Origin of the sequence: Kitasatospora humi (assembly GCF_020907985.1) — a bacterium.
In the GTDB taxonomy this organism is placed as follows: domain Bacteria; phylum Actinomycetota; class Actinomycetes; order Streptomycetales; family Streptomycetaceae; genus Kitasatospora; species Kitasatospora humi.
This window is the reverse complement of sequence record NZ_JAJJPA010000017.1, coordinates 1-25535: the sequence shown is the minus strand read 5'-3', so window position 1 is coordinate 25535 and position 25535 is coordinate 1. Positions and strand designations below refer to the sequence as shown.

Genomic DNA, 25535 nt, shown 5'->3' with positions numbered 1-25535 from the left:
TCACTTCGCCAGTCCTTGGTGGCGGCCGCCGAGCCGGAGGTAGGCGTCCTCCAGGCTCGGAGTGGCGAGGGTGAAGTCGTCGAGGGCGGCGAACGCCGGCCCGGCGGTGACGGCGGCGACCAGTTCCCTGGCCTCCTCCGGGGTGGTGCGCACGGTCCAGCGGCGGCCCGAGCAGTCGGCGCGGTCGGCGAGCCGGGCCACCGCGGGAACGGTCAGCGGGGGCTCGTCACGCCACACCAGGTCGAGCCGGACGTCCCCGTCGACCAGCGCCTTCAGCCTGCCGGGGGTGTCGCAGGCGATCACCCGGCCGTCGTCCAGCACGGCGACCCGGTCGAGCACGGTCTCGGCCTCGATGACGTTGTGGGTGACCAGCAGCACGGTGGTGCCGCGCTCGGCGCGGCGGCGGTCCACGGCCGACCAGACGGCGCGGCGGGCGACCGGGTCCATGCCGGTGGTGGGCTCGTCGAGCACCAGCAGCGGCCGCTCCCCCACCAGGGTGGCCGCGAAGCAGGCGAGCCGGCGCTGGCCGCCGGAGAGCTTGGCCAACGGGCGGGCGGCCAGCCGTTCCAGGCCCAGTTCGGCGAGCACCTCGGCGGTCTCGGCGCGGGCCGCGGACCGGCTGAGCCCGCGCAGCCGGCCGGTGGTCTCGGCGGCCAGCGCGACGGTCAGCTCGTCGAGCGCGGTGGACTCCTGGCCGAGGTAGCCGAGCAGGCGGGCGGCCCGCTCCGGGTGGCGCACGATGTCGTGGCCGAGGATCTGCACGCTGCCCGCGTCGGGGCGCAGCAGTCCGGTGAGCTGCCGGACCAGGGTGGACTTGCCGGCCCCGTTCGGCCCGAGCAGGCCGAAGACCTCACCCTGGCGGATCTCCAGGTCGACCCCGTCGTTGGCGCGGATCTCACCGTGGTTCTTGGTGAGGCCCCGGACGGAGCAGCAGGGCAGGGGGGCGTGGCTCACGACCGAAGACTCTACGCGCCGATCGCCCGCGAAGCGGACCGGGGTCACCCCGTCCGGTGATCAGTTCAGTCGTCCACCACGATCTGCTCCCCGCCCGGCACCCGGGCGGCGAGCTCCTTCCAGAAGCCGGCCCGGATCGCGTACCGGTCGTGCTCGTCGATCTGGTCGTCCTTGTGGGCGAGCAGGCCGAACCGCGCGGCGTAGCGCAGCAGCTCGCCGTCGACCTTGTGCGGGATCCGCGGGTAGTCGGACCAGATGACGGTGAGCCGCTCCTTGTCGGCCAGCCGCTCGGTCCAGCGGCGGGCGAAGACCTGTCCGACCTCGTGCGGATCGCCGCCGATCGCCGTGATGTCCTCCTCGCGGTCGGCCCAGCGCTGCTCGGCGGTGGTCAGCTGGGCCAGGGTGGGCAGCGAGTCGGCGGCGCAGGGCTGCTCGGCGGGGCGGTCGACGTAGCCGCGGTCGGAGGACCAGCGCAGCACCGGGGCGTTGGCGGCGGCGGCCGGCTGCGGCTGTGGCTGCGGCTGGGCGACGTGCGCCTGGGCGCGGCCGGCCAGGTCCTTGGGGGTGGGGACGGCCTTGAGCGGCGCCGACGGCTCGGGCTCGGCGGGCTGGGCGGGGGCCTCGGCGGCGGCCGGGCGCGGCGCGGCGGGTGGGGCGGAGAGGATCTTGGCGATCTCGGGCGGCGGTCCGGCCGACGGGAACGGCGGCACCTGCTCGCGCAGGCTGACCGAGCGGGTGATCCAGTCGCGGTCCAGCACCCGGCGCTCGTCGGCCTCGCCGACCAGGTCCTCCGACTGGTTGAAGTCGCCGTCTGCGGCCTGCAGCGCCCACAGGTGGACGGCCACACCGTGCTCCTTGGCGCTCATCATGCCGGGCAGCAGGTCGCCGTCGCCGGTGACCAGCACCACGTCGGCGCAGGCCCGGTTGCGGGCGAGTTCGGAGAGTTCGGCGTGCATCGCGGCGTCCACGCCCTTCTGCACCCAGCGGCCCTCGGCCCGGGTGAGGGCGCCGAGCCGCACGGTGACCCGGGGCAGCACCCGCAGCCGGCGGTGCTCGGGCAGCGGCCGGCGCTCCGGGGCGGCGTCGAACCAGTAGATCCGCAGCAGCGGCAGGCCGGTCTCCTCCTCGGCCCGTTCGCGCAGCGAGGCGATCAGCGCGGTGTGGTCCACCGTCACCCGGGAGCGGGATGGTTCTCCGGCGAGCAGGCTGGCGGAGGCACCCAGCAGGTACCCGGCGTCCACAAGGACAACGCAGCGGTCCACATTCCGCACCTTTCTCCCGGTCGGCCCCCGTGACACCAGCCCGTTGACGCCGCCTGGAGGCAGTCTGCCCGAGCGACGTCCCACCTGGCACCCGGTCTGACCGTTGCGATCACCTTTACCCCCCGAAGACGGTGTGAATCACCCGGGTGCGCGGTCGTCGCACAAACTGCTAGGTCGAATTCGACCGACCACTCGTGCTGTCGGCGAGCGACACTCGCGGCGTCCTAATCGGCGAGCGGCGCTCGTGGCATCGCCCGTCGGCACCCACGGTGTCAGCGTGCCGCGCGGGCGGCGTCGTACGCCGAGCGGGCCTGGTGGATGGTGGTGCGGTGCCGCTCGGCCCATCGGGTCAGCTGCGCCAGGTACTCGTTGAGCTCGACGCCGACCTCGGTGAGGGCGTACTCCACCTTGGGCGGCGCGGTCGGGTGGACGGTGCGGGAGATCAGCCCGTCCCGCTCCAGGTTGCGCAGCGTGAGGGTGAGCATCCGCCGGCTGATCCCGGTGATGGTGCGCTCCAGCTCGGTGAACCGGATCGGCCCGGCCGCCGCGGAGACGATCACCATGATGCTCCACTTGCTGCCCACCCGGTCGAGCACCTCGGTCACCGCGCAGGCCCCGCGCTCCACCGTGTCACCCGGCTTGAGCGGCCCCGGTACACAGGTGTTCCCCCGTGACAAAAAAGTGCCTTCTTCCATGGGATCTGATGGTCACACAGGATGGTCCACGTAACAAGACGTGCACCATCGGAGGTCAAGCCATGTCTGCCAAACCTGTTGGGAACGATCGACGCCGCTGGTACGCCCTGCTGGTGCTCTGCGCCGGCACTTTGGTGATCATTCTGGACGGAACGATCGTGACGGTGGCCCAGCCCGCGATCCAGCACGCTCTGGGCTTCACCGACACCGGGCTCTCCTGGGTGATGAACGGCTACCAGATCCCGTTCGCCGGACTGCTGTTGCTGGCCGGTCGGCTCGGCGACCTGCTCGGCCGCAAGCGGGTCTTCCTGGCGGGTCTGGTGCTGTTCGCCGCCGCCTCGGCGCTGTGCGGACTGGCGGACTCGGCGGGGATGCTGATCGCCGCCCGCTTCCTGCAGGGCGCGGGCGGGGCGCTGGTCTCGGCGGTCAGCCTCGGCATGATCGTCACGCTCTTCCCCGACCCGGTCGAACGGGGCCGCGCGATCGGCGCGTTCAGCTTCGTCGGCGCGGCCGGTGCCTCGCTCGGCATGGTGCTCGGCGGAGTGCTGACCCAACTGCTCGACTGGCACTGGATATTCCTGGTGAACCTGCCGATCGCCCTGGCCGCCGGCCTGCCCGCGGTGCGGCTGCTCGACCCGGAACCGGGCCAGGGCCTGCGGCAGGGCACCGACGCACTGGGCGCACTGCTGGTCACCGCCGGCCTGATGCTCGCCGTCTACACCATCGTCAGCACCGGTACCCGCGGCTGGAGTTCTGCTCACACCCTGGGCTACGGCGCGGCGGCCCTGGGGCTGCTGGCCGCCTTCCTGGCGCGGCAGGCCCGGGCGGCCCGACCGCTGCTGCCGCTGCGGCTGTTCCGGTCCCGGCGCACCTCGGGCGCCAACCTGGTTCAGCTGCTGATGATTTCGGCGATGTTCGGGTTCCAGGTGCTGATCGCGCTCTACCTGCAGAACGTGCTCGGCTACGGCGCGGCGGCCACCGGCTTCGGGATGCTGCCCACCGGACTGGCCATCGCCGCCGTCTCGTTGGGGCTGTCGGCCCGGCTCACCCGGGCCTTCGGCGCCCGCCGGGTGCTGCTGACCGGCGCCGGGATGCTGGTGCTGTCGCTCGCCTACCTGGCCCGGCTGCCCCAGCACGCGTCCTACGCGGTGGACGTGCTGCCCGCGCTGCTGCTGGTCGCCGGCGGCGGCCTGGTGCTGCCCGCCCTCGCCGGGCTGGCGATGGCGGACGCCACGCCGGAGGACTCGGGGGTCGCCTCCGGTCTCTTCAACACCTCGCAGACGGTGGCCTCGGCGCTCGGAGTGGCCGTTCTCTGCACCGTGGCGGCGGGGCGGACCGCGGGGCTGCGGGCCGCCGGGCGCGACGCGGTCGGTGCGCTGGCGAGCGGCTACCGGCTCTCCTTCGCGGTGGCCGCCGGGCTGCTGCTGCTCGCCTTCGTCGCGGCGGCGGTGCTGCTGCGGGAGCGCCGGGCCGCAGTTCCCGAGGCCGCACTGGCGGCGTGAGGCCCCGGGCCGGACGCACGGCGGGCCGGGCTCCCGACGAGGGTGCCCGGCCCGCCGTGCGTCCGGCCTGTGATCAACCTCCGGCTGCTGCTCAGCCGTTGAGCTCGGCCGCGACCAGTTCGGCCAGCTGCACGGTGTTCAGCGCGGCGCCCTTGCGCAGGTTGTCGTTGGAGATGAAGAGCGACAGGCCGTGCTCCACGGTCTCGTCCCGGCGGATCCGGCCCACGTAGCTCGGGTCCTGGCCGGCCGCCTGCAGCGGGGTCGGGATGTCGGCGAGTTCCACGCCGGGCGCGCCGCTGAGCAGCTCCACCGCCCGCTCGGGGCTGATCGGGTTGGCGAACCGGGCGTTCACCTGGAGCGAGTGGCCGGTGAAGACCGGCACCCGGACGCAGGTGCCGGCCACCTTGAGCTCCGGGATCTCCAGGATCTTGCGGCTCTCGAACCGGAGCTTCTGCTCCTCGTCGGTCTCGTTCAGACCGTCGTCCACCAGCGACCCGGCCAGCGGGACCACGTTGAACGCGATCGGGCGGGCGTAGACCTTCGGGTCGGGGAACGGCACGGCGGAGCCGTCGAGGGCCAGCGCGGCGGCGCCGTCCACCACCTTGGCGGCCTGCTCCTGCAGCTCGGCGACGCCGGCCACGCCGCTGCCGGAGACCGCCTGGTAGGTGGCGACCACCAGGGCGGTCAGCCCGGCCTCGGCGTGCAGCGGGCGCAGCACCGGCATGGCGGCCATGGTGGTGCAGTTCGGGTTGGCGATGATGCCCTTGGGGCGGTCGGCGACGGCGTGCGGGTTGACCTCGGCCACCACCAGCGGGACCTCGGGATCGCGGCGCCAGGCCGAGGAGTTGTCGATCACCACGGCGCCGGCCGCGGCGACCTCGGGCGCCAGCGCCTTGGAGGTGCCGCCGCCGGCCGACATGATCACGATGTCCAGACCGGCGTAGTCAGCGGTGGCGGCATCCTCCACCACCACCTCGCCACCCTGCCAGGGCAGCGTCTTGCCCGCCGACCTCGCCGAGGCGAACAGCCGCAGCTGCGTCACCGGAAAGGCGCGCTCGGCCAGGATCTCGCGGACCACGTTGCCCACCTGGCCGGTGGCACCGACGATACCGATCTTCATGTTTCCTCCTCCTGCCTACCTGCTCAGACTCATCTTGCCTGGTCACCGGTTCCGAAGCGGCATCGCTTTCACCCAGTGGACACCGCGAGGTCCAGCGCCCGGGACACCGAGGCCGCGTTCGCGGGCAGCAGCGGCAGCCGGACCGCCGGGGAGGGGATGCGACCCCGGGCGTGCAGCACGCCCTTGATCACGGTGGGGTTGGGCTCGGCGAACAGCGCGGCGGCCAGCCGGGACAGGCGGTGTCCCAGCTCCCGGGCCCGGGCGACGTCGCCGGCCTGCCAGGCGTCCACCAGCTCCACCCAGCGGGCGGTCGCGATGTGCGCCGAGGCCAGGATGCCGCCGGCGGCGCCCAGCGCCAGCAGCGGCGGGAGCACCACGTCGTCCCCGCCCAGCACGGCGAAGTGCGGCGGCAGTTCGCCGGCGAGCAGCGCCACGACCTCCGGATCGACCGCCCCGGTGGCCAGCTTGACGCCGGCCATGCCGGGCACCGAGGCCAGCTCGCGCAGCGTCTCGGCGTCCAGCGCCTGCCCGGTGCGGTACGGGATGTGATAGGCGACCAGCGGCACCGGGCTGGCCGCGGTCAGCTCCCTGAAGTGGGCCAGCACCCCGGCCGCGCCCGGCCGGACGAACGGCGGCACCAGGGTGAGGGCGGCCGTCGCCCCCGGGGTCACGTCCTGGAGGGCGGCGGCCACCTGCCGGGTCGCGCCGCCGCCGACGCCGACCAGCAGCGCGGCCCCGCGCTCCGCGCAGACCCGCGCGCAGATCCCGACCACCGCGGCCTGCTCCGCGGCGTCCAGTGCACCGGGTTCGCCGGTGGTGCCGAGCGCGACCAGGCCGGCCGCGCCCTCGTCCAGCACTCCGTGGGCGAGCTTCTCCAGGGCGGCCCGGTCGAGGCGGCCGTCAGCGGTGAAGGGGGTGATCAGGGGGACGTGGATCCCCCGCAGCTTGGCGGTTTCCATGCCCTCGACCCTCGCTCACGGCGATCGTGCAGGTCCAGTTCGCGTTTCTGACGCAAAGCGTAAGCTGAGCCGATGCTCGACACCCCGGGAGTGCGCTGATGCTCGATGTCCGCCGTCTGCGGCTGCTGCGGGAGCTGGCCCACCGGGGCACCATCGCCGCCGTCGCCGAGGCCCTCGCCTTCAGCCCGTCCGCCGTCTCCCAGCAGCTGACCGCCCTGGAACGGGAGGCCGGGGCGGTGCTGCTGGAGCGCACCGGCCGCCGGGTGCGGCTCACCCCGGCCGCCGAGAAGCTGGTCGGCCACGCGGAGGCGGTGCTGGCCCGGCTGGAGCTGGCCGAGAGCGAGCTCGCCGGTGCCCGGCGCGGGCCGGCCGGGCCGCTGCGGATCGGCACCTTCCCGTCCGCCGGCCGGGTGCTGATCCCGCCCGCGCTGGCCGCGCTCTCGGTGATCCACCCGGAGCTGGAGCCGATGGTGGCCGAGGTCGACCCGGCCGGGGTGGGCGACCTGCTGCGCTCCGGCGAGTTGGACGTGGCGCTGGTCCACGACTACGACTTCGTACCGTCCGCCGAGGAGCCCGGGGTCGAGCGCCGACCGCTCTTCGCGGAGACGATGCACCTGGCCGCCGCGGTGCGCGGCAGCGGCCGGCTGGCCGACTACCGGGACCACCCGTGGATCCTGGCCACCCACGGCACCCTCTGCCACGCGATGGCGATCCGGGCCTGCCAGGCCGCCGGGTTCACGCCCCGGATCCGGCACCGGGCGGACGACTTCGACACCGTGCTGGCCCTGGTCGCGGCCGGTCAGGGCGTGGCGCTGGTACCGGACCTGGCGCTGCTGGCCCCGCTGCCCGAAGTGCGGTTGCACCGGCTGCCGATGTCACGCCGCACCGCGGTGGCCGCCCGCGAGGGCGGGAGCGGGCACCCGGCGGTCGTCGCGTTCACCTCAGCAGTCAAGAAGGCATTGCCAACAAATCTGCGCTGATCTGATACCGGTTGGGAAACACTCTTCCTAAAGGGTTGTCAAACCCGGTAAAACCTCTGAGGGTCAGGTCATCACGAGACGAGCGGGGCTATGACCAACCCACCTCCCGGCTACGGCTACCCTCCGGACCCCCAGGGTTCCCGGAACCCCTACGACCAGCAGCCTCCGTCCACGCCGTCCGGCTACGGCGTGCCGCAGGGTCCGTACGACCCGCAGCCCGGCTACACGCACCAGCCCCAGCCCGACTACGCCGCTCCCCCGCAGCCGCCGGGCTACCCCCAGCAGCCCACCGGCTACGGCCCCAACCCGGCCTACCCGCAGCTCCCGTACTGGATGTCGCCGCCCACCCCGTACGGCCCGCCGCCGCCCGGCAGCCGCCAACTGGCCGGCGCGGCCGACCGCTTCCTGGCCCGGCTGATCGACGGTGCCATCCTGCTGGTACCGGTCGTGCTCATCCAGGTCCTGCTGAGCACCGCCATCGGCGTCTGGCTGGCCGCCGTCGTCGACGCCGCCATCTACTTCGGCTACGAGGCGCTGATGCTGCTCACCCAGGGGCAGCAGAGCATCGGCAAGAAGGCCATGAAGCTGCGGGTCGTCGACGCCGCCCACGGCGGCCGCCCGACCGACAACCAACTCCTGGCCCGCACCGCGGTCTTCGCCCTCCCCCAGGCCGTCTACTGCATCGGCTCGCTCTTCGCCCTGGTCAACGTGCTGTCGCTGACCTGGGACAAGCCGCTGCAACAGTGCTTCCACGACAAGGCCGGCAAGACCGTGGTCGTCAAGGAGTACTGAACGCAGGCCGATTGACGGCCGGCCGGCCCGCCCTTCGGGGCGAGCCGACCGGCCGTCGCCGTTGCTACCGTCGGATCACGTCCTCGACCTGCCGCGCCCGACACTGAGGCCCCGCTCGCCCTGACTCCGACGAGAGGACCCGCCGATCGTGCGCTGGATGCTCGGTAACGAGCAGTGGTCCGCGGTCCTCGTCCGTCACGGCTTCGAACACGTCGACGTCCACACCCGCCCCGGCCCAGCGGAGGGGCTCGTCGGAACCACGATGGGACGTGCCCGTGCGCCCCACTAGGCAGGTGCCGTATCCCCGAGGACCTGGAAGTACGAGGCGTGGCTCCCTGCCGCAGCAGTCGCGGATCCGGACCGCGGCGCGCCCCGGCCCGCGCACCGTGACGACGCCCTCGTGGCGGGAATCGATCACGCTCCCCGGCGCGCTAGGGTGGATAGCCTCCCAGCCGCAGCCGACACCGAGGAGCCTGCCCCCGTGGCCGACAGCTTCGTTCACCTGCATGTCCACACCGAGTACTCGATGCTCGACGGGGCGGCCAAGAACGGCAAGCTGGTCGCCGAAGCGGAGCGGCAGGGGATGCCGGCGATCGCGATGAGTGACCACGGCAACATGTTCGGGGCGTACGAGTTCTTCCAGAAGGCGAAGGACAGCGCGGTCAAGCCGATCATCGGCATCGAGGCGTACGTCGCCCCCCACTCGCGTTTCGAGAAGAAGCCGGTCTTCTGGTCCCCCGGCGGCCAGCGCCCGTCCAACAGCGACGGTGAGGGCGGCAAGGACGTCTCGGGTGGTGGCCGCTACACCCACATGACCATGTGGGCGCAGAACGCGACCGGGCTGCGGAACCTGTTCCGGCTCTCCTCCCTCGCGTCGATCGAGGGCTACTACATGAAGCCCCGGATGGACCGCGACCTGATCTCGCAGCACGCCGAGGGCATCATCGCCACCACCGGCTGCCCGTCCGGCGAGGTGCAGACCCGCCTCCGCCTCGGCCAGTACGACGAGGCGGTCAAGGCAGCCGCCGCGTACCAGGACATCTTCGGCAAGGAGAACTACTTCCTGGAGCTGATGGACCACGGCCTGGACATCGAGCGCGAGGTCCGCCTGGACCTGCTGCGGCTGGCCAAGGAACTGGACATCCCCCTCCTCGCCACCAACGACTCGCACTACGTCACCGCCGACCAGGCGGACGCGCACGACAGCCTGCTCTGCGTCGGCGTGGGCAAGAACAAGGACGACCCGAACCGCTTCAAGTTCAACGGCAGCGGCTACTACGTCAAGACCGCCGAGGAGATGCGCGAGCTCTTCAGCGAGCTCCCGGAGGCCTGCGACAACACCCTCGCGATCGGCGAGCGGGTGGAGTCGTACAAGGAGGTCTTCGACTACGTCGACCGGATGCCGCAGTTCGACGTGCCGGAGGGCGAGACCCAGGCCTCCTACCTGCGCAAGAAGATCGAGATCGGTCTGAAGAAGCGCTACGGCGACAACCCGAGCCAGGAGGTGCTGGACCGGGTCGAGCTGGAGATGGGCGTCATCACCCCGATGGGGTTCGACTCCTACTTCCTCGTGGTGGCCGACATCTGCGAGTACGGCCGCAACAACGGCATCCCGGTCGGCCCCGGCCGTGGTTCGGCGGCAGGCTCGATGGTGGCGTACCTGACCGGCATCACCCAGCTCGACCCGCTGGAGCACGACCTCCTCTTCGAGCGCTTCCTCAACCCCGAGCGCATCAACCCCCCGGACGTCGACATCGACTTCGACGACCGCCAGCGCGACCAGATGGTGCGCTACGTCACCGAGAAGTACGGTGCCGAGTACACCGCCCAGGTGAACACCTTCGGCACCATCAAGGCGAAGGCCGCCGTCAAGGACGCCAACCGGATCCTGGGCTACCCGTTCTCGATGGGCGACCGCATCACCAAGGCGATGCCGCCGGACGTGATGGGCAAGGGCGTGCCGCTGGCGGACCTCTTCAACGAGTCGCACCCTCGCTACAACGAGGGCACCGAGATCCGGCAGATGTACGCCAACGAGCCGGACGTCAAGAAGATCATCGACACCGGCATGGGCATCGAGGGCTTGATCCGCGGCACCGGTGTGCACGCCGCGGCCGTCATCCTCTCCTCGACCCCGCTGCTCGACCTGATCCCGCTGCACATGCGGGACAAGGACGGCGTGATCATCACCGGCTTCGACTACCCGTCGTGCGAAGCCATGGGCCTGATCAAGATGGACTTCCTGGGTCTGCGGAACCTGGGCATCATCGATCACTGCCTGCAGATCATCAAGGCCAACCGCGGCGTCGAGGTCGACATCGAGAAGATCCCGATCGACGACCCGACCACCTACGAGATGCTGGCCCGCGGCGACACGCTGGGCGTGTTCCAGCTCGATGGTGGTCCGATGCGCGCCCTGCTGCGGCTGATGAAGCCCACCGAGTTCGCCGACATCTCCGCCGTCTCGGCGCTGTACCGGCCCGGCCCGATGGGCATGAACTCGCACACCAACTACGCGCTCCGCAAGAACGGGCAGCAGGAGATCGTGCCGATCCACCCGGAGTTGGAGGAGCCGCTCAAGGACGTCCTCGGGCCCACCTACGGCCTGATCGTGTACCAGGAGCAGGTGCAGCGTGCCGCGCAGGTGCTGGCCGGCTACAGCCTCGGCCAAGCAGACCTGCTCCGCCGCGCGATGGGCAAGAAGAAGAAGGAGGTCCTGGAGAAGGAGTTCGTGCCGTTCCACGCGGGCTGCAAGGAGCGCGGCTACTCGGACGAGGCGATCCAGGCGGTCTGGGACGTGCTGGTCCCGTTCGCCGGGTACGCGTTCAACAAATCGCACTCCGCCGCGTACGGCCTGGTCTCCTACCAGACCGCCTACCTGAAGGCGAACTACCCGGCCGAGTACATGGCCGCGCTGCTCACCTCGGTGGCGGACGACAAGGACAAGATGGCCGTCTACCTGGCCGAGTGCCGGGCGATGGGCATCAAGATCCTCTCGCCGGACGTCAACGAGTCGGTGGTCGACTTCACCGCCGTCGGCAGCGACGTGCGGTTCGGCCTCAAGGCCGTCCGCAACGTCGGTGTGCCGGTGATCGAGTCGCTGATCAAGACCCGCAAGGAGAAGGGCAAGTACACCTCCTTCGCGGACTTCCTGGACAAGGTCGAACTGGTCGCCTGCAACAAGCGCACCGTCGACTCGCTGATCAAGGCCGGCGCCTTCGACTCGCTGGGCCACACCCGGCAGTCGCTCTGCGCGGTGCACGAGAACGCGATCGACGCAGTCACCGGCGTGAAGAAGCAGCAGGCGATCGGGCAGGACGACCTGTTCGGCGCGCTGGACACCGGCGCCGACACCCCGGCGATCGGGTTGGACTTCGAGCTGTCCGACCGCGAGTGGCCGCGCAAGCAACTCCTCAGCCTGGAGCGGGAGATGCTCGGACTGTACGTCTCCAGCCACCCGCTGGACGGCGCCGAGCACATCCTGGCCCGCAACCGGGACATCTCGATCGCCGAGCTGATGGGCTCCGGGCGCACCGAGGGCGAGGTGCGGCTCTCCGGGCTGATCACCAACGTGGACCGGCGGATCAACAAGGCGGGCAACGCCTGGGCGATCATCACCCTCGCCGACCGCGACGGCTCGGTCGAGGTGCTGTTCTTCCCGGCCACCTACAACCTGATGGCCGATCAGATGGTCGAGGACAACGTGGTCTCGGTCCGCGGCCGGCTGAACGAACGCGACGGCGCGCTCTCGGTGTTCGGCCAGGAGATCACCACGCTGGACATCTCCTCGGCCGAGTTCGGCGGCAAGCCGCCGGTGCAGATCACCGTGCCGTACCCGAAGGTCACGGCCCACGTGGTGCGGGAGTTGAAGGCGACGCTGCAGGCCCACCCGGGCGATGTGCCGGTGCGGCTGCTGACCACCAGCCGGCAGAAGGACGTGCTCTACGAGCTGGGCTTCCTGGTGAACCCCGACACGGCGTTCGCCAGTGAGGTCAAGACGCTGCTCGGGCCGTCCGCCTGGAGCGCCTGAAACGAGCGCGTCACCGTTGTGCTCCCGGTGTGCGGGCTGCCGTTCCCGGCGCACCGGAAGCGCGCTAGTCTCACCGGGCGGCGGCGTCCGGCGCCGTGAGTGATGTGCTGCCCGGAGGGGGAAAGATGAGTTACGGCCAACCCGGGGTCCAGGGGTACGCACCGGTGGCGGCGCCGCCCCGGTCGGGCGGCGCGGCGGCGCTGCCGGGGCTCGCGGTGGTCCTGGTCCTGAACCTGGTGCTGGAACTGGCGCTGCTGATCTTCGACCTGAACCGCAAGGGTGCCGGGTACCTGGAGACGGCGATCTGGAACGACTACCACCACTACGTGGACGGTGTGCCGTTCGGCTTCTTCCCGGGTGACACGGCGACGGTGATCGCCCTGGTGGTGCTGATCATCGGCGCGTTCTCCGGCAAGGGCTGGGTCCGGCCGGCCGGCACCGTGCTGCTGCTGATCAACGGGTACGGCTCGGCGATCGTGGTGATCGACCAGCTGACCAGTGACGAGGGCCGGCATGCCTTCGGCAGTCCCGCGACCAACCTCTGGCTCAACCTGGACGGCATCGTCCAGGTGCTGCTGGCCCTGGTCTTCGCCCTGGTGGTGATGGTGACCGTGTCGTCCGGTCCGCGGCCGGCCTACGGCCCGGGCTACGCGCCGATTCCCGCCCAGCCGATGCCCATGCCGCCGGCGGGGGCGCCGGGCGGGGCACCCGGCTTCCCGCCGCCGCCCGCCCAGCCGCCGGGGCAGCCGCCCTACGGCTACCCGCCGAACCGCTGACCGGCGGTCAGCCGGCGTCGAGGTCGTCGAGGAAGGCCAGGGCCGTCGCCCAGGTCCGCTCGGCGGCCTCTTCGTCGTAGTCGGGCAGGTCCGGATCGGTGTAGAGGTGGCCGGCGCCGTGGTAGCGGTGCACCTCGACGTCCGCGCCGGCCCGGCGCATCCGCAGGTACCAGGCGTTCAGCCAGTCCTCGGTCTCGAACGGGTCGGGCTCGGCCACGTGCAGCTGCACCGGGATCCCGGTGGCGGCGTCCTCGCGCAGGTCGGAGGTGCCGTGCAGGAGCAGCAGGGCGAGCGCGTTCTCATCGGCGAGCGCCAGGTTCTGCGCCAGTGCGCCGCCGAGCGAGAAGCCCGCGTAGACCAGGCCCTTGCCCGGGGCGGACGGCACCGGGGTGAGCAGCGGGGCGGCGGCGCCGACGGCCCGGCGCAGCAACTCGTCGGTGCCGATCGCCTCTTGGTGCGCCGTGGCCTCGTCGATGGAGTCGAAGGCCTTGCCGTCGTAGAGGTCGGGCACCGTGACCTGGTGCCCGGCGGCGCGCAGCCGGTCGGCGGCGGCGTGGACCGCGGGGCGCAGGCCGTAGACGGAGTGGAGGAGCAGGATCTGGGCCACGGTGGCGCGTACTTCCTGAGAGGTGGACGGGTACCGCCCCATCCTCCCTCACCCGGCTGTCGGGAAACGATGTCCTCGCGCCCCGGCGGTCAGGACACGATGTCCTTGCGCGCGAAGCCCCGGAACGCCAGCGCCAGCAGGATCAGCGCGTAGGAGAGCGAGAGCGAGACACCCTGGATCATGCCGCCCACCTCCAGTTGCGGCTGCAGCGCGTCCGCCCAGGAGTACTGCCAGTGCGCCGGCAGCCACTCGCGCAGCGAGCCGAGCGCCGTGATGGCGTCCAGCACGCCGGTGACGATGGCGATGAAGACCGCGCCGCCGACCGCGCCCAGCGGGTTGTCGACGGCGGTGGAGAGGTAGAAGGCGAGGGCGCCCACCACCAGTTCGCTGAGCACGATGAAGAGCACCGCGATCGCCAGCCGGGACAGCGCCTGGTCGGCCGGCAGCGCGCCGCTGGTGGGCAGCCGCAGGTCGCCCCAGCCGTAGACGGCGGTGCCCAGCCCCAGTCCGACCAGCGGCAGCGTCACGATCGCCGCGGTGGAGAAGAGCAGACCGACGGCCAGCTTGCGGGCCAGCAGCCGGGCCCGGGGCACGGGCGCCGCCAGCAGGTAGCGCAGCGACGACCAGCCGGCTTCGGCCGCCACCGTGTCGCCGCAGAACAGCGCCATCGGGATGACCAGCAGGAACCCGGTGCCCATGAAGAGCATGGTGGCCGCGAAGTTGGGGCCGGAGGCGGTGGCCAGCGCGATGAAGGTGGTCCGGTCGGCGCTCCGCTGCGCGCCGCCGAGCTGCAGGGCGGCCAGCACCAGGAAGGGCATGGCGAACAGCACCGCGAAGATCACCAGGGTGCGCCGGCGGCGCAGCTGGCGCAGCGCCTCCACCCGCAGCGGCAGGGTGCGCTGCGGGCGGTAGCCGAGCGCCCGGTCGTTCTGGGCAAGGCCGACGGTCATGCCCGTCCTCCGATCCTCATGCGCCGCCGCCGATCAGTGACAGGAACGCGTCCTCCAGTCGGCGGTGCGGTCCGGCCCGTTCCACCGGCACGTCGAGCCGGACCAGCTCGGCGATCAGTTCGGTGGCGGTCATCCCGTCCAGCCGGACCAGCAGCCCGTGCTCGACCGTCTGCGCCTCGGCGATGCCGGGCAGCGCCGCCACCTTGGCGGCGGCGACCGCCAGCCGTTCCGGCGGGTAGCTCGCCGGCGTACCGACCAGCAGCAGCTCGCCACCGCCGACGATCTCGCCGACCTCCCCGGCGGTGACCAGCCGGCCGCGCTCCATCACCACCAGGTGGGTGCAGCTCTGCTCGACCTCGGCCAGCAGGTGGCTGGAGACGATGACGGTGCGTCCGCCGGCCGCGTAGCGGATCATCACCTCGCGCATCTCGCGGATCTGCGGCGGGTCGAGCCCGTTGGTCGGCTCATCGAGGATCAGCAGTTCCGGCAGGCCCAGCATGGCCTGGGCGATGGCCAGGCGCTGGCGCATGCCCTGCGAGTAGGTGCGCACCGCGCGGTTCAGGGCCTCGCCCAGGTCGGCGATCTCCAGTGCCTCGTCCAGGTGGGCGTCGGCGGCGGGGCGGCCGGTGCTGCGCCAGTAGAGCTCCAGGTTGGCCCGTCCGGTCAGGTGCGGCAGGAAGCCGGCGCCCTCGACGAACGCCCCGACCCGGGAGAGCACCGGGCTGCCGGGCCGCACGGCGTGGCCGAACACCCGGATCTCGCCCTCGTCGGGGCGGATCAGGCCCATCAGCATGCGCAGCGTGGTGGTCTTGCCGGCGCCGTTGGGTCCGAGCAGGCCGAGCACCTGGCCGCGCTGCACGGTGAACGAGAGGTCCCGCACCGCGTACCGGTCCTGGGCGCCCTTGTAGCGCTTGCTCAGCCCGGTGATCTCCAGCGGCACGTCGGCCAGCGCCGGGTCGGGCAGCGGCAGCGCGCGGCGGCGCCGGGCGGTGAGCAGCAGCACGCCGGCGGCGGCCAGCGCGACCAGCGGCAGTGCCCAGGTGCGGGTCGGCAGTGCGGTGGGCTCCGGGGTCAGCGCGGCGTCGGTGGGCAGGGTGATCGGGCCGGTCGCCGCCACCTGGTAGGTGGCCGGGTCGCTGGGCGAGGCGTAGGCCAGGTCGGTGCTGGAGAGGGTGAGCCGCAGTCGGTGGCCGGCCGGGAAGGAGTAGTCGACGGCCGGCAGCCGGATGCTGACGGTGCGTCCGCCCGGGGTGTCGGCGCCGGTGACCCGCAGCGGGGCGGCGAGTTGCTGGGGCAGCGTGGTCTTGCCGTCCGGGGCGAGGTCGTAGAGCTTGGCGAAGAGCACCGCGTCGGGCCGGTCGGCGTGCACGGTGACGTTGACCGTGGGCGCGCCGGTGAGCTGGAGGGAGCCTTCCAGCGGCGCGGAGTCGAAGGAGGCGGACTGCCCCGGGAAGTCGAGGGAGAGGCTCACGCCCAGCTGGGAGGCCTGGGTGAGGGCGCCGAGCCCGGGCACGGTGGAGATCGCGGGGGGCGCGCCGCCGGGCGGGTTGGCGATGGTCTGCGGAGCGCCGGCCAGCTGGACGGTGCGCTGGGCGGTGCCGTTCAGGCCGGGGTAGCTGGTGCCGTCGGCGCCGCGCAGCACGGCCTGGAAGCCGGTGGAGTCGACGCCCCCGGTGCGGGTGACGCGGAAGGCCGGGCCGGTACTCGTCGACTGGTGCTTGAGGTAGTGGTCGAACCAGGAGGTCACCCGGCCGGTCACCCGGTCGCTGGTCTCCAGGCCGCCGTCGTGGCCGCCGGCGAACCAGTCCACCGAGACCGGGGCGCCGTTGGCGGCGATCGCCTTGGCCATCTCGTCGCCCTGGTCGAGCGGGAAGAGCGAGTCCTCCTGGCCCTGGACCACCAGCGTCGGCACCTTGATGCCGGACGCGTGGGCGGACGGGCTGGACTTCTCCAGCAGGGCGACGGCGGCCGGGTCCGGGCGGCCGCTGCTGGCCACCCGGTTGTACATGGCGCACAGTTCGGCGGTGAACCGGCCGCAGCCGACCGGACCGCTCTGGACGCTGACCGGCTTGTTGCTGCCGGAGCTGATGATGTCGCCGGAGGAGCCGGCGGTGAAGAAGATGCCGGCCCAGAGCTTCTTGAAGACGCCGTCGGCCGGGTTGCTGCCCTGGACGCCCTGCGGGAAGAGCGCCTGCGGCAGGTCCCACCAGGTGATCTGGGGGGCGATGGCGTCGATCCGCGGGTCGGCGGCGGCCGCCAGGAGGGAGATCGCGCCGCCGTAGGAGGCGCCGGTGATGCCGACCCGCGGGTCGCCGGGGCCGTCCAGCTGGACCTCGGGGCGGCCGGCCAGCCAGTCGACCAGGTGCTTGACGTCCTGCACCTCGCCGTCCTGCGCGTCGAGCCCGATCTGCCCGGTGGACTTGCCGAAGCCGCGGGCCGACCAGGTGAGCACCGCGTAGCCGGAGCGGGCCAGGGTGCGGGCCTCGCCGGCCTCGTCCGTCTTGCTGCCGCCGAAGCCGTGGGCGAGCAGGATCGCGGGGCGCGGGCTGCTGCCGGTGGTGAAGAAGGAGGTGTCGATGCGCACCTGGGCGCCGCTGCCGGGTGCCTCGGGCATCGAGAGGAACTGGTCCTGTTCGTGCACGGGCGCCGCGCCGTTCGCCACCGCGGTGACGGTTCCGAGCCCGACCAGCGCGACCAGGGCGAGTCCGGCCGCCAGTACCCGACGGCGGGTCGGCTTGAAACGTCCGCGCAGGCTCATGGAGACCGATCCTATGTGCGGAAACTGAAGATCTGCTGAAGAGCGGTCAGGTGCTGACGCACGACGGCCTGTCCGATTTGTATGTTTTGTCAGGATCGCCGCGTATCGTATGGCTGTGCTCTGGCCGCTCGTCTCGCTGCTCGCCATCGCCGCCGTGACCCTGGTGGTCGGCTGGCTGGTGGACCGGGGTCTGCAGCGGCTCAGCGCCCGCCATCCGAATGAGCTGCTCTGGACGCCGCTGCGGCGCTGCCGGGTGCCGCTGCAACTGGTGGTGGCGACCGGGCTGCTGCTGGGCGCCGGGTCGGTGGTCCATCCGGGCCGCGACCTGGGGCACCTGGTGCTGCTGGCACTGATCGCCTCGGTCGGCTGGCTGCTGGTGCGGATCGACGCGGCGGCGCTGACGGCCGTGCTGGCCCGCTACGAGGTGGTGGCCGGCGACCCGGCCAGGCTGCAGCGGGTCCGCACCCAGCTGGGCATGCTGCGCCGGGTGCTGAGCGCGCTGATCGCGGTGGTGACGATCGCCGTGATGCTGCTGACCTTCGGCGCCATGCGCGCCGTCGGCACCAGCCTGCTGGCGTCCGCCGGGATCATCGGCATCGTCGCCGGCATCGCGGCGCAGAACACCCTGGGCAACTTCTTCGCCGGGCTGCAGATCGCGTTCGGCGACACCGTGCGGATCGGCGACACGGTCGTGGTGGACGGGCAGCAGGGCACCGTGGAGGAGATCACCCTGGTCTACCTGGTGGTGCGGCTCTGGGACGACCGGCGGCTGGTGGTTCCGGTCTCCTACTTCGTCGCCCGGCCGTTCGAGAACTGGACCAGGCGGGATCCGGCGCTGCTCGCCTCGGTGCTGCTGCACGTGGACCACACCGTGCCGGTGCCCGAACTGCGGGAACGGCTGCGCGAGGTGCTGACCACCAGCCCGCACTGGGACGGCCGGGACTCGGCGCTGGTGGTGTTCGACTCCACGCCGAGCACCGTGCTGCTGCGGGCCACCATGACGGCCGCCGGCCCGGCCGAGGCCTTCGCGCTGCGCTGCACGGTGCGGGAGGAACTGGTCGCCTTCCTGCGCGACCGCCACCCGCACGCGCTGCCCCGGCTGCGCACCGGCGACCGACCGACCGGCGACTGACGGCCTGTCGGCCGACGGCCGCTGACCGGCCGTCCCCTGACGGTCCGGCAACCGGGCGGTCTCAGTCCCGCTGCTCGTGCAGTATGTGGTCCACGCAGACGGCGAGGACCAGCAGCATGGTGGTGTCCGCCGGCTCCAGCACGTCCACCGCGTAGGTGTCGCGCAGGCTGAACCAGCGCCGCGAGACGTGCGCCAGCGTGGTGCCCCGGTGCTGGATGTCGAACTCGCGGTCCCACAGGTTGCCGTTGATCCGCAGCTTCCGCCCGTCCCGCAGCTTGACCACGAAGCGGTCCCCGAACAGCCGGAAGAGGCGCCGGCTGATCTTGCCCAGCCGTTCCCCGTCGTGCTTGATCAGGATGGTGTGGTGCCAGGTCATCGCCTTGCGCACGATGGTGGCGGCGGTCTGGCCCCACGGGTCGACGAACGCGAAGGTGGTGCGCAGCCGCAGCAGCTTCCGGTCGACCTTGAACACCTTCTCCCGGTGCTCGGTCTCTATCCACGCCTCTTCGTGGAAGGCGAACATGCGGTCGCGCACCAGATAGCGCACGGCTCCCCCTTGGGACGGACTGGACGGACCACCAGCGACTCAGAGTGTCTTCACCATGGTGCGGTGCGGTATCCCGGCGTCGTCGTAGACCGGGCCCTGGGCACGATAGCCGAGCCGCTCGTAGAAGCCCATCGCCACGACCTGGGCGTGCAGCTCGCACTCCTTGGCGCCGAGCGCCCGGCCGGCCTCCTCGACGGCCCCGACCAGCGCGGCGCCGAGGCCGGTGCCGCGGGCCGCCGCCAGCACGGCGAGCCGGCCGAGCAGCACCCGGTCGGCGATCCCGGTGAGCGCGAGGGCGTGCTCACCGCTGATCAGCCGGGCGGTGCCGAGCGGCGCGCCGTCCAGGGCGCGGGCCAGCAGGTGGGTGGAGGTGGCGTCCAGCTCGTCGTACTCCAGCTCCGGCGGGATGCCCTGCTCCTCGACGAAGACCGCGCGGCGCACCGCGAAGACGGCGTCCAGCGCGGTCTGGTCGTCGGCGGTGCCGATCACCGCCATCAGCTCTCCCCGGCGATCACGTCGAGGGCGTGCTGCAGGTCGGCCGGGTAGGGGCTGGAGAACTCCACCCACTCGCCGTCGGCCGGGTGCTCGAAGCCCAGCGAGACCGCGTGCAGCCACTGCCGGGTGATCCCCAGCCGCTTGGCCAGCACCGGGTCGGCGCCGTAGGTGAGGTCGCCGACGCAGGGGTGGCGCAGCGCCTGCATGTGCACCCGGATCTGGTGGGTGCGGCCGGTCTCCAGCTTGACCGCGAGCAGCGAGGCGGCCCGGTAGGCCTCGATCAGGTCGTAGTGGGTGACCGAGGGCTTGCCGTCCCGGGTGACCGCCCACTTCCAGTCGGAGCTCGGGTGGCGGCCGATCGGGGCGTCCACGGTGCCGCTCAGCGGGTCGGGGTGGCCCTGGACGAGGGTGTGGTAGCGCTTGTCGGTGACCCGGTCGTGGAACTGGCGCTTGAGGTCGCTGTAGGCGCGCTCGGACTTGGCGACCACCATCAGGCCGGAGGTGCCCACGTCGAGGCGGTGCACGATGCCCTGGCGCTCGGCGGCGCCGGAGGTGGAGATCCGGTAGCCGGCGGCGGCCAGGTGGCCGATCACGGTCGGGCCGGTCCAGCCGGGGCTCGGGTGGGCGGCCACCCCGACCGGCTTGTCGACCAGCACGATGTCCTGGTCGTCGTGGACGATCCGCATGCCCTCGACGAACTCGGGGACGATCTGCACCGGGGCGGCGGGGGCCGGGATCTCGACCTCCAGCCAGGTGCCGGCCACCACCCGGTCCGACTTGCCGGCTGCCGAGCCGTCGATCCGGACCTTGCCGTCGGCGGCCAGTTCGGCGGCCTTGGTCCGCGAGAAGCCGAACATCCGGGCCAGGGCGGCGTCGAGGCGCTCACCCTCCAGGCCGTCCGGAACAGGGAGGGAGCGGATCTGCGCTGCGGTACTCACCCGTACGAGTATGCCGTAAGGGCAACTCTCAATCGGCCTGCTCGTCCTCGGCGGGCTCGGCCGGGGCCTCGGACGGCTCGGCCGGCTCGGACGCCGGGGCGGCGGTGCGGTGGGTGCTGCCGTCGGGGTTGCTGCCGCGGAACGACAGCAGCACCACCAGGATGCCGCCGCAGACGATGGCCGAATCGGCCAGGTTGAAGACCGCGAAGTGCTGCACCGAGATGAAGTCGACCACGTGGCCGCGGAAGGCGGCCGGGGACCGGAAGATCCGGTCGGTCAGGTTGCCCAGCGCGCCGCCGAGCAGCAGGCCCAGCGCGATCGCCCAGGGCAGGCTGTAGAGCCGGCGGGAGATCCGCCAGATCACCACGATCACCGCGGCGGCGATCACCGTGAAGACCACCGTCATGGTCTGGCCCATGCCGAAGGCCGCGCCGGCGTTGCGGATCACCTGGAGGGTGACCACGTCGCCGGCCACCTGGATCGGCGCGTGCCCCTCCAGCTTGGCGACGACCAGCAGCTTGCTGCCCAGGTCGAGCAGGTAGGCGAGCAGCGCGACCGAGAAGAGCAGGATGAGGCGGCGGCGGCGCACCATCGCCCGCAGCTCGGCCGGCTCGGTGACGGGGCTGGCACCGGCGAACCGGGACTCCTCGTCCCGCGTCTGGGGGGAACCTGGGGTAGTGATGATCCGCTCCGCTGCCGAAGAAGGGGCCGACGTTACGGGGTCGAGCATACGGCTCGCGAGCCGCCCGCCGGCCCGACCCCGGTCGATGCCCCGCGTGAGGAGTGTCAGCGGCGTTCCTGCTTGGACTTGCAGCTGACGCAGAGGGTGGCGCGCGGGAAGGCCTGCAGCCGGGCCTTCCCGATCGGCTGGCCGCAGGACTCGCAGGAGCCGAACTCACCGGCCTCCAGCCGGCCCAGCGCGCGTTCGCTCTGGTCGAGCATGTCGCGGGCGTTGTTGGCCAGCGAAAGCTCGCTCTCCCGGTTGATGTTCTTGGTGCCGGCGTCCACCTGGTCGTCGCCCGCGCCGTCGTTGGAGTCGCGCATCAGGCCGGTGAGCGCCGCCTCGGCGGCCTCGATCTCGTCCTTGAGGCGCTGCACGTCGGCGTTGAGCTCTCCGTGCACCTCAGCGACCTCGGCCGCGGTCCACGGGTCCTCGCCCGGTCGGATCGGCAGCTCCGCCGGGTCGACCGACCCGGTGACCGCCCGGGCACCGCTGCCCGAGGGGACGTGGTTGCGACTGGCGGCCGTCCGGCCGGTGGTGGTGCTGGTCTTCCGCCGTGTCGTCGTGGTCACGGAACCCTCCCCTTGGTCGCCTGCCACGGCATTCCGGATCCGCCTGGTAGCGGTACCCGCGCCCGTTGCCTTCTCAGCCATGGCTCGACCCCATCTACGAATGACTCCGGCCGACGGTTCCCGTCGGCCTCCGGTTCCGGAACGATAATCCTGATCGAATCCGGTCACAACGGGACATACCGGCACTACCTCGCGATCCCACTCGGGCAGCGGTGAGTAGCTCGACCCCGGGGCAGCGACAAGGTTGTGCCCAGAACGTCACCGGTTAACCGCCCTGCTCAACGGGGGCGGGCCCGGTTGGCCGAATTCGGTTGCCCGCTCCCTATAGACTGGGCCGGCAAGGCGCAGATGGGACGAGTACCGACGTACGCAGCCAGGAGCGACCCGGGGATGGTGCGAGCCCGGGGGCGTGCACGGCGGGAAGATCACCCCGGAGCCGCCGGAAGAACGGCCGCCTCGGCCTACTAGACCCGGCAGCAAGACCCAAGGAGTGGGCCGTCGGCAGCACCGCGGCGGCCAAGGAGGGTGGTACCGCGGGACGCGAGTCGTCTCGTCCCTCCGTCGGAATGCCCGTCCACGCATCCGTCGGAGGCGCAGTGACCAGCTACAACCCCGTCCCCGCCCAGGTCGACCTGCCCGCGCTCGAACACGGCATCCTCAGCTTCTGGCGCGACCAGAAGGTCTTCCAGCGCAGCCTGGAGCAGTCCGAGGGCCGCCCCGAGTGGGTCTTCTACGAGGGCCCCCCGACCGCCAACGGCATGCCCGGTGCCCACCACATCGAGGCCCGCGTCTTCAAGGACGTCTTCCCGCGCTACCGGACCATGAAGGGCTACCACGTGGCCCGCAAGGCCGGCTGGGACTGCCACGGCCTGCCGGTCGAGCTGGCGGTGGAGAAGGAGCTCGGCTTCTCCGGCAAGCCGGACATCGAGAGGTACGGCATCGCCGAGTTCAACGCCAAGTGCCGCGAGTCGGTGACCCGGCACACCGACGAGTTCACCAAGCTCACCGAGCGGATGGGCTACTGGGTCGACCTCGACGAGGCGTACCGGACCATGGACCCGTCCTACATCCAGTCGGTCTGGTGGTCGCTCAAGCAGATCTTCGACAAGGGCCTGCTGGTCCAGGACCACCGCGTCGCCCCCTGGTGCCCGCGCTGCGGCACCGGCCTGTCCGACCACGAGCTGGCCCAGGGCTACGAGACCGTGGTCGACCCGTCGGTGTTCGTGAAGTTCCCGCTGACCAGCGGCCCGCTGGCCGACCGGGCCTCGCTGCTGGTGTGGACCACCACCCCGTGGACCCTGGTCTCCAACACCGCCGCCGCCGTGCACCCGGAGGTGACCTACGTGGTCGCCACCGACGGCACCGAGCAGCTGGTGGTCGCCGAGCAGCTGGTGGGCAAGGCGCTGGGCGAGGGCTGGGAGCCCACCGGCCGGTCCTTCACCGGCGCCGAGATGGAGCGCTGGGCCTACCGCCGGCCGTTCGACCTGGTCGCCATCGACGACGCGCACTACGTGCTCAACGCCGACTACGTCACCACCGAGGACGGCACCGGCATCGTCCACCAGGCCCCGGCCTTCGGTGCCGACGACCTCGCGACCTGCCGCAGGTACGGCCTGCCGGTGGTCAACCCGGTCGAGGCGGACGGCACCTTCGCCGCCGAGGTACCGCTGGTCGGCGGGCAGTTCTTCAAGAAGGCCGACGAGGCGCTGGTCGCCGACCTGAAGGCCCGTGACCTGCTGTTCCGCCACCTCCCCTACGAGCACAGCTACCCGCACTGCTGGCGCTGCCACACCGCGCTGCTCTACTACGCGCAGCCGTCCTGGTACATCCGGACCACCGCCGTCAAGGACGCGATGATCCGTGAGAACGAGGCGACCAACTGGTACCCGGAGACGGTCAAGCACGGCCGCTTCGGCGACTGGCTGAACAACAACATCGACTGGGCGCTCTCCCGCAACCGCTACTGGGGCACCCCGCTGCCGATCTGGCGCTGCGAGGAGGGCCACCTCACCTGCGTCGGCTCGCTCGCCGAGCTGAGCGAGCTGACCGGCACCGACCAGGGCGGACTCGACCCGCACCGCCCGTTCATCGACGAGGTCACCTTCGCCTGCCGCGAGTGCTCCGGCACCGCCGTCCGGGTGCCCGAGGTGATCGACGCCTGGTACGACTCGGGCTCGATGCCGTTCGCGCAGTACGGCTACCCGTACCAGAACAAGGAGCTGTTCGAAAGCCGCTACCCGGCTCAGTTCATCTCCGAGGCGATCGACCAGACCCGTGGCTGGTTCTACACCCTGATGGCGGTCGGCACCCTGGTGTTCGACAAGTCGTCGTACGAGAACGTGGTCTGCCTGGGCCACATCCTCGCCGAGGACGGCCGCAAGATGTCCAAGCACCTGGGCAACATCCTGCAGCCGATCCCGCTGATGGACCAGCACGGTGCCGACGCGGTGCGCTGGTTCATGGCGGCCGGCGGCTCGCCGTGGGCGGCCCGCCGGGTCGGCCACGGCACCATCCAGGAGGTGGTGCGCAAGACGCTGCTCACCTACTGGAACACCGTCGCCTTCCAGGCGCTGTACGCGCGGACCGCCGGTTGGGCGCCGGGCGCGGGCGACCCCGCCCCGGCCGACCGTCCGCAGCTGGACCGCTGGGTGCTCTCCGAGCTGAACCAGCTGGTCAGGGAGGTCGACGCGGCGCTGGAGGCCTACGACACCCAGCGGGCCGGCAAGCTGCTCTCCGGTTTCGTCGACGACCTGTCGAACTGGTACGTCCGCCGCGGCCGCCGCCGGTTCTGGCAGGGCGACGCCGCCGCACTGGCCACCCTGCACGAGGCGCTGGAGACCGTCACCCGGCTGATGGCGCCGCTCACCCCGTTCATCACCGAGCGGGTCTGGCAGGACCTGGTGGTGCCGGTCACCCCGGGCGCCCCGGTCTCGGTGCACCTGTCGAGCTGGCCGGAGGCGGACGAGTCGCTGATCGACGCGGACCTCTCGCGTCACATGGCCCTGGTCCGCCGCCTGGTCGAGCTCGGCCGGGCGACCCGCGCCGAGTCCGGAGTGAAGACCCGTCAGCCGCTCTCCCGCGCGCTGGTCGCCGCCCAGGGCTGGGACGAGCTGCCGGCCGACCTGCGGGCGCAGATCGCCGAGGAGCTCAACGTCTCGGTGCTGGAGTCGCTGGCCCCCGACGCCTCGGACGAGGGCGCCGGCGGTTCGCTGGTCGACACCACCGCCAAGGCCAACTTCCGGGCACTGGGCAAGCGTTTCGGCAAGGGCGTGCAGGAGGTGGCGAAGGCGGTGGCCGCCGCGGACGCCGCCGTGCTGGCCGCCGAGCTGCGGGCCTCGGGCGAGACCTCGGTGCGGCTGGGCGACGACACGATCACCCTCTCGCCCGATGAGGTGATCATCACCGAGACCCCGCGCGAGGGCTGGGCGGTCGCCAACGAGTCCGGCGCCACCGTCGCCCTCGATCTGACGATCACTCCCGAGCTCAAGCGCCTCGGCATCGCCCGTGACGCGATCCGGCAGATCCAGGAGGCCCGCAAGAACTCCGGCCTCGACGTCGCCGACCGGATCGTGCTGCGCTGGCAGTCCGGGATCGAGGAGACGGTCGCCGCCGTCACCGAGCACGGCCCGCTGGTCGCCGAGGAGGTGCTGGCCGTGGACTTCGCCGCCGGCACCGCCGACTGGGAGTCGGACACCTTCACGGACGAGGGCCTGGGCCTGACCTTCCAGCTGCGCAAGGCGTAGCA

20 protein-coding genes are annotated in these 25535 nt (G+C 71.9%); 7 read left to right on the top strand and 13 right to left on the bottom strand.

What is annotated here, in order from left to right:
• The 3 genes from LN042_RS17910 to LN042_RS17900 all read right to left on the bottom strand — a co-directional run bounded on the left by LN042_RS17910 (position 1) and on the right by LN042_RS17900 (position 2893).
• Positions 1 to 954, bottom strand: coding sequence for an ABC transporter ATP-binding protein (locus tag LN042_RS17910; RefSeq protein WP_230052254.1), 954 nt, complete (start codon positions 952 to 954; stop codon positions 1 to 3).
• Positions 955 to 1019: 65 nt separating this feature from the next.
• Positions 1020 to 2216 (bottom strand): NYN domain-containing protein, encoded by a 1197-nt coding sequence (locus LN042_RS17905; protein WP_230052253.1) that lies wholly within the window; start codon positions 2214 to 2216, stop codon positions 1020 to 1022.
• 272 nt (positions 2217 to 2488) lie between these two features.
• Entirely contained in the window at positions 2489 to 2893 is a 405-nt protein-coding gene (locus LN042_RS17900; protein ID WP_230052252.1) for a winged helix-turn-helix transcriptional regulator, read from the bottom strand.
• Positions 2894 to 2973: 80 nt separating this feature from the next.
• On the opposite strand from LN042_RS17900, the gene LN042_RS17895 reads away from it, so the two are divergent.
• Positions 2974 to 4413, top strand: coding sequence for an MFS transporter (locus LN042_RS17895; protein WP_230052251.1), 1440 nt, complete (start codon positions 2974 to 2976; stop codon positions 4411 to 4413).
• Positions 4414 to 4504: 91 nt separating this feature from the next.
• On the opposite strand, the gene LN042_RS17890 is transcribed toward LN042_RS17895, so the two are convergent.
• Positions 4505 to 5533, bottom strand: a complete 1029-nt coding sequence (locus LN042_RS17890; RefSeq protein WP_230052250.1) for an aspartate-semialdehyde dehydrogenase — start codon at positions 5531 to 5533, stop codon at positions 4505 to 4507.
• Between the two features lie 68 nt (positions 5534 to 5601).
• The gene (locus tag LN042_RS17885) at positions 5602 to 6492 is read right to left on the bottom strand and encodes a dihydrodipicolinate synthase family protein (RefSeq protein ID WP_230052249.1); all 891 of its coding nucleotides are present in this window, start codon (positions 6490 to 6492) and stop codon (positions 5602 to 5604) included.
• 98 nt (positions 6493 to 6590) lie between these two features.
• Here LN042_RS17885 and LN042_RS17880 point away from each other — a divergent pair, with 98 nt between their 5' ends.
• The 4 genes from LN042_RS17880 to LN042_RS17865 all read left to right on the top strand — a co-directional run bounded on the left by LN042_RS17880 (position 6591) and on the right by LN042_RS17865 (position 13070).
• Positions 6591 to 7472 carry a LysR family transcriptional regulator gene (locus LN042_RS17880; protein ID WP_230052248.1) on the top strand — a complete coding sequence of 294 codons (882 nt, stop codon included), beginning with the start codon at positions 6591 to 6593 and terminating at the stop codon, positions 7470 to 7472.
• 90 nt (positions 7473 to 7562) lie between these two features.
• A complete protein-coding gene (locus LN042_RS17875) occupies positions 7563 to 8264 on the top strand; it encodes an RDD family protein (protein WP_230052247.1) in 702 nt (233 codons plus the stop codon).
• Between the two features lie 481 nt (positions 8265 to 8745).
• Positions 8746 to 12294, top strand: coding sequence for a DNA polymerase III subunit alpha (dnaE, locus tag LN042_RS17870; protein ID WP_230052246.1), 3549 nt, complete (start codon positions 8746 to 8748; stop codon positions 12292 to 12294).
• A gap of 125 nt (positions 12295 to 12419) precedes the next feature.
• Entirely contained in the window at positions 12420 to 13070 is a 651-nt protein-coding gene (locus LN042_RS17865) for a hypothetical protein (protein WP_230052245.1), read from the top strand.
• A gap of 7 nt (positions 13071 to 13077) precedes the next feature.
• Here LN042_RS17865 and LN042_RS17860 read toward each other — a convergent pair whose 3' ends face one another.
• The 3 genes from LN042_RS17860 to LN042_RS17850 are packed head-to-tail and all read right to left on the bottom strand — an operon-like array spanning position 13078 to position 17385.
• Positions 13078 to 13719, bottom strand: coding sequence for a dienelactone hydrolase family protein (locus LN042_RS17860; protein WP_230052244.1), 642 nt, complete (start codon positions 13717 to 13719; stop codon positions 13078 to 13080).
• Positions 13720 to 13766: 47 nt separating this feature from the next.
• Positions 13767 to 14627: an ABC transporter permease gene (locus tag LN042_RS17855; RefSeq protein ID WP_230052243.1), complete on the bottom strand. Its 861-nt coding sequence runs from the start codon at positions 14625 to 14627 to the stop codon at positions 13767 to 13769.
• 16 nt (positions 14628 to 14643) lie between these two features.
• On the bottom strand, positions 14644 to 17385 hold the full coding sequence (locus LN042_RS17850) for an alpha/beta fold hydrolase (RefSeq protein WP_230052242.1): 2742 nt from the start codon (positions 17383 to 17385) through the stop codon (positions 14644 to 14646).
• 109 nt (positions 17386 to 17494) lie between these two features.
• Between LN042_RS17850 and LN042_RS17845 the strand changes: the two genes are divergently transcribed.
• Positions 17495 to 18517 (top strand): mechanosensitive ion channel family protein, encoded by a 1023-nt coding sequence (locus LN042_RS17845; protein ID WP_230052241.1) that lies wholly within the window; start codon positions 17495 to 17497, stop codon positions 18515 to 18517.
• Between the two features lie 61 nt (positions 18518 to 18578).
• Here LN042_RS17845 and LN042_RS17840 read toward each other — a convergent pair whose 3' ends face one another.
• From LN042_RS17840 to LN042_RS17820, 5 genes are read right to left on the bottom strand one after another with little or no spacing between them, the layout of a single operon-like run.
• Positions 18579 to 19064, bottom strand: a complete 486-nt coding sequence (locus LN042_RS17840; RefSeq protein WP_230052240.1) for an LURP-one-related/scramblase family protein — start codon at positions 19062 to 19064, stop codon at positions 18579 to 18581.
• 39 nt (positions 19065 to 19103) lie between these two features.
• A complete protein-coding gene (locus tag LN042_RS17835) occupies positions 19104 to 19559 on the bottom strand; it encodes a GNAT family N-acetyltransferase (protein WP_230052239.1) in 456 nt (151 codons plus the stop codon).
• A complete protein-coding gene (locus tag LN042_RS17830) occupies positions 19559 to 20497 on the bottom strand; it encodes an RluA family pseudouridine synthase (protein ID WP_230052238.1) in 939 nt (312 codons plus the stop codon). The genes LN042_RS17835 and LN042_RS17830 overlap by 1 nt, the downstream gene beginning before the upstream one ends.
• A 28-nt stretch (positions 20498 to 20525) precedes the next feature.
• Positions 20526 to 21227, bottom strand: coding sequence for a signal peptidase II (lspA, locus tag LN042_RS17825; protein ID WP_230052237.1), 702 nt, complete (start codon positions 21225 to 21227; stop codon positions 20526 to 20528).
• A 56-nt stretch (positions 21228 to 21283) separates the two neighbouring features.
• Complete coding sequence (locus LN042_RS17820; protein WP_308191823.1) at positions 21284 to 21790, bottom strand: TraR/DksA family transcriptional regulator; 507 nt, start codon at positions 21788 to 21790, stop codon at positions 21284 to 21286.
• A gap of 596 nt (positions 21791 to 22386) precedes the next feature.
• Here LN042_RS17820 and ileS point away from each other — a divergent pair.
• Complete coding sequence (ileS, locus tag LN042_RS17815) at positions 22387 to 25533, top strand: isoleucine--tRNA ligase (protein WP_230052236.1); 3147 nt, start codon at positions 22387 to 22389, stop codon at positions 25531 to 25533.
• Positions 25534 to 25535 lie beyond the last annotated feature (2 nt).

Bases quoted from the DNA above. Each gene is read 5' to 3' on its own strand.
- LN042_RS17895 (WP_230052251.1), top strand. From the start codon at position 2,974: ATGTCTGCCAAACCTGTTGGGAACGATCGACGCCGCTGGTACGCCCTG.
- LN042_RS17890 (WP_230052250.1), bottom strand. From the start codon at position 5,533: ATGAAGATCGGTATCGTCGGTGCCACCGGCCAGGTGGGCAACGTGGTC.
- LN042_RS17885 (WP_230052249.1), bottom strand. From the start codon at position 6,492: ATGGAAACCGCCAAGCTGCGGGGGATCCACGTCCCCCTGATCACCCCC.
- LN042_RS17880 (WP_230052248.1), top strand. From the start codon at position 6,591: ATGCTCGATGTCCGCCGTCTGCGGCTGCTGCGGGAGCTGGCCCACCGG.
- LN042_RS17875 (WP_230052247.1), top strand. From the start codon at position 7,563: ATGACCAACCCACCTCCCGGCTACGGCTACCCTCCGGACCCCCAGGGT.
- LN042_RS17865 (WP_230052245.1), top strand. From the start codon at position 12,420: ATGAGTTACGGCCAACCCGGGGTCCAGGGGTACGCACCGGTGGCGGCG.
- LN042_RS17860 (WP_230052244.1), bottom strand. From the start codon at position 13,719: ATGGGGCGGTACCCGTCCACCTCTCAGGAAGTACGCGCCACCGTGGCC.
- LN042_RS17855 (WP_230052243.1), bottom strand. From the start codon at position 14,627: ATGACCGTCGGCCTTGCCCAGAACGACCGGGCGCTCGGCTACCGCCCG.
- LN042_RS17850 (WP_230052242.1), bottom strand. From the start codon at position 17,385: ATGAGCCTGCGCGGACGTTTCAAGCCGACCCGCCGTCGGGTACTGGCG.
- LN042_RS17845 (WP_230052241.1), top strand. From the start codon at position 17,495: ATGGCTGTGCTCTGGCCGCTCGTCTCGCTGCTCGCCATCGCCGCCGTG.
- LN042_RS17835 (WP_230052239.1), bottom strand. From the start codon at position 19,559: ATGGCGGTGATCGGCACCGCCGACGACCAGACCGCGCTGGACGCCGTC.
- lspA (WP_230052237.1), bottom strand. From the start codon at position 21,227: ATGCTCGACCCCGTAACGTCGGCCCCTTCTTCGGCAGCGGAGCGGATC.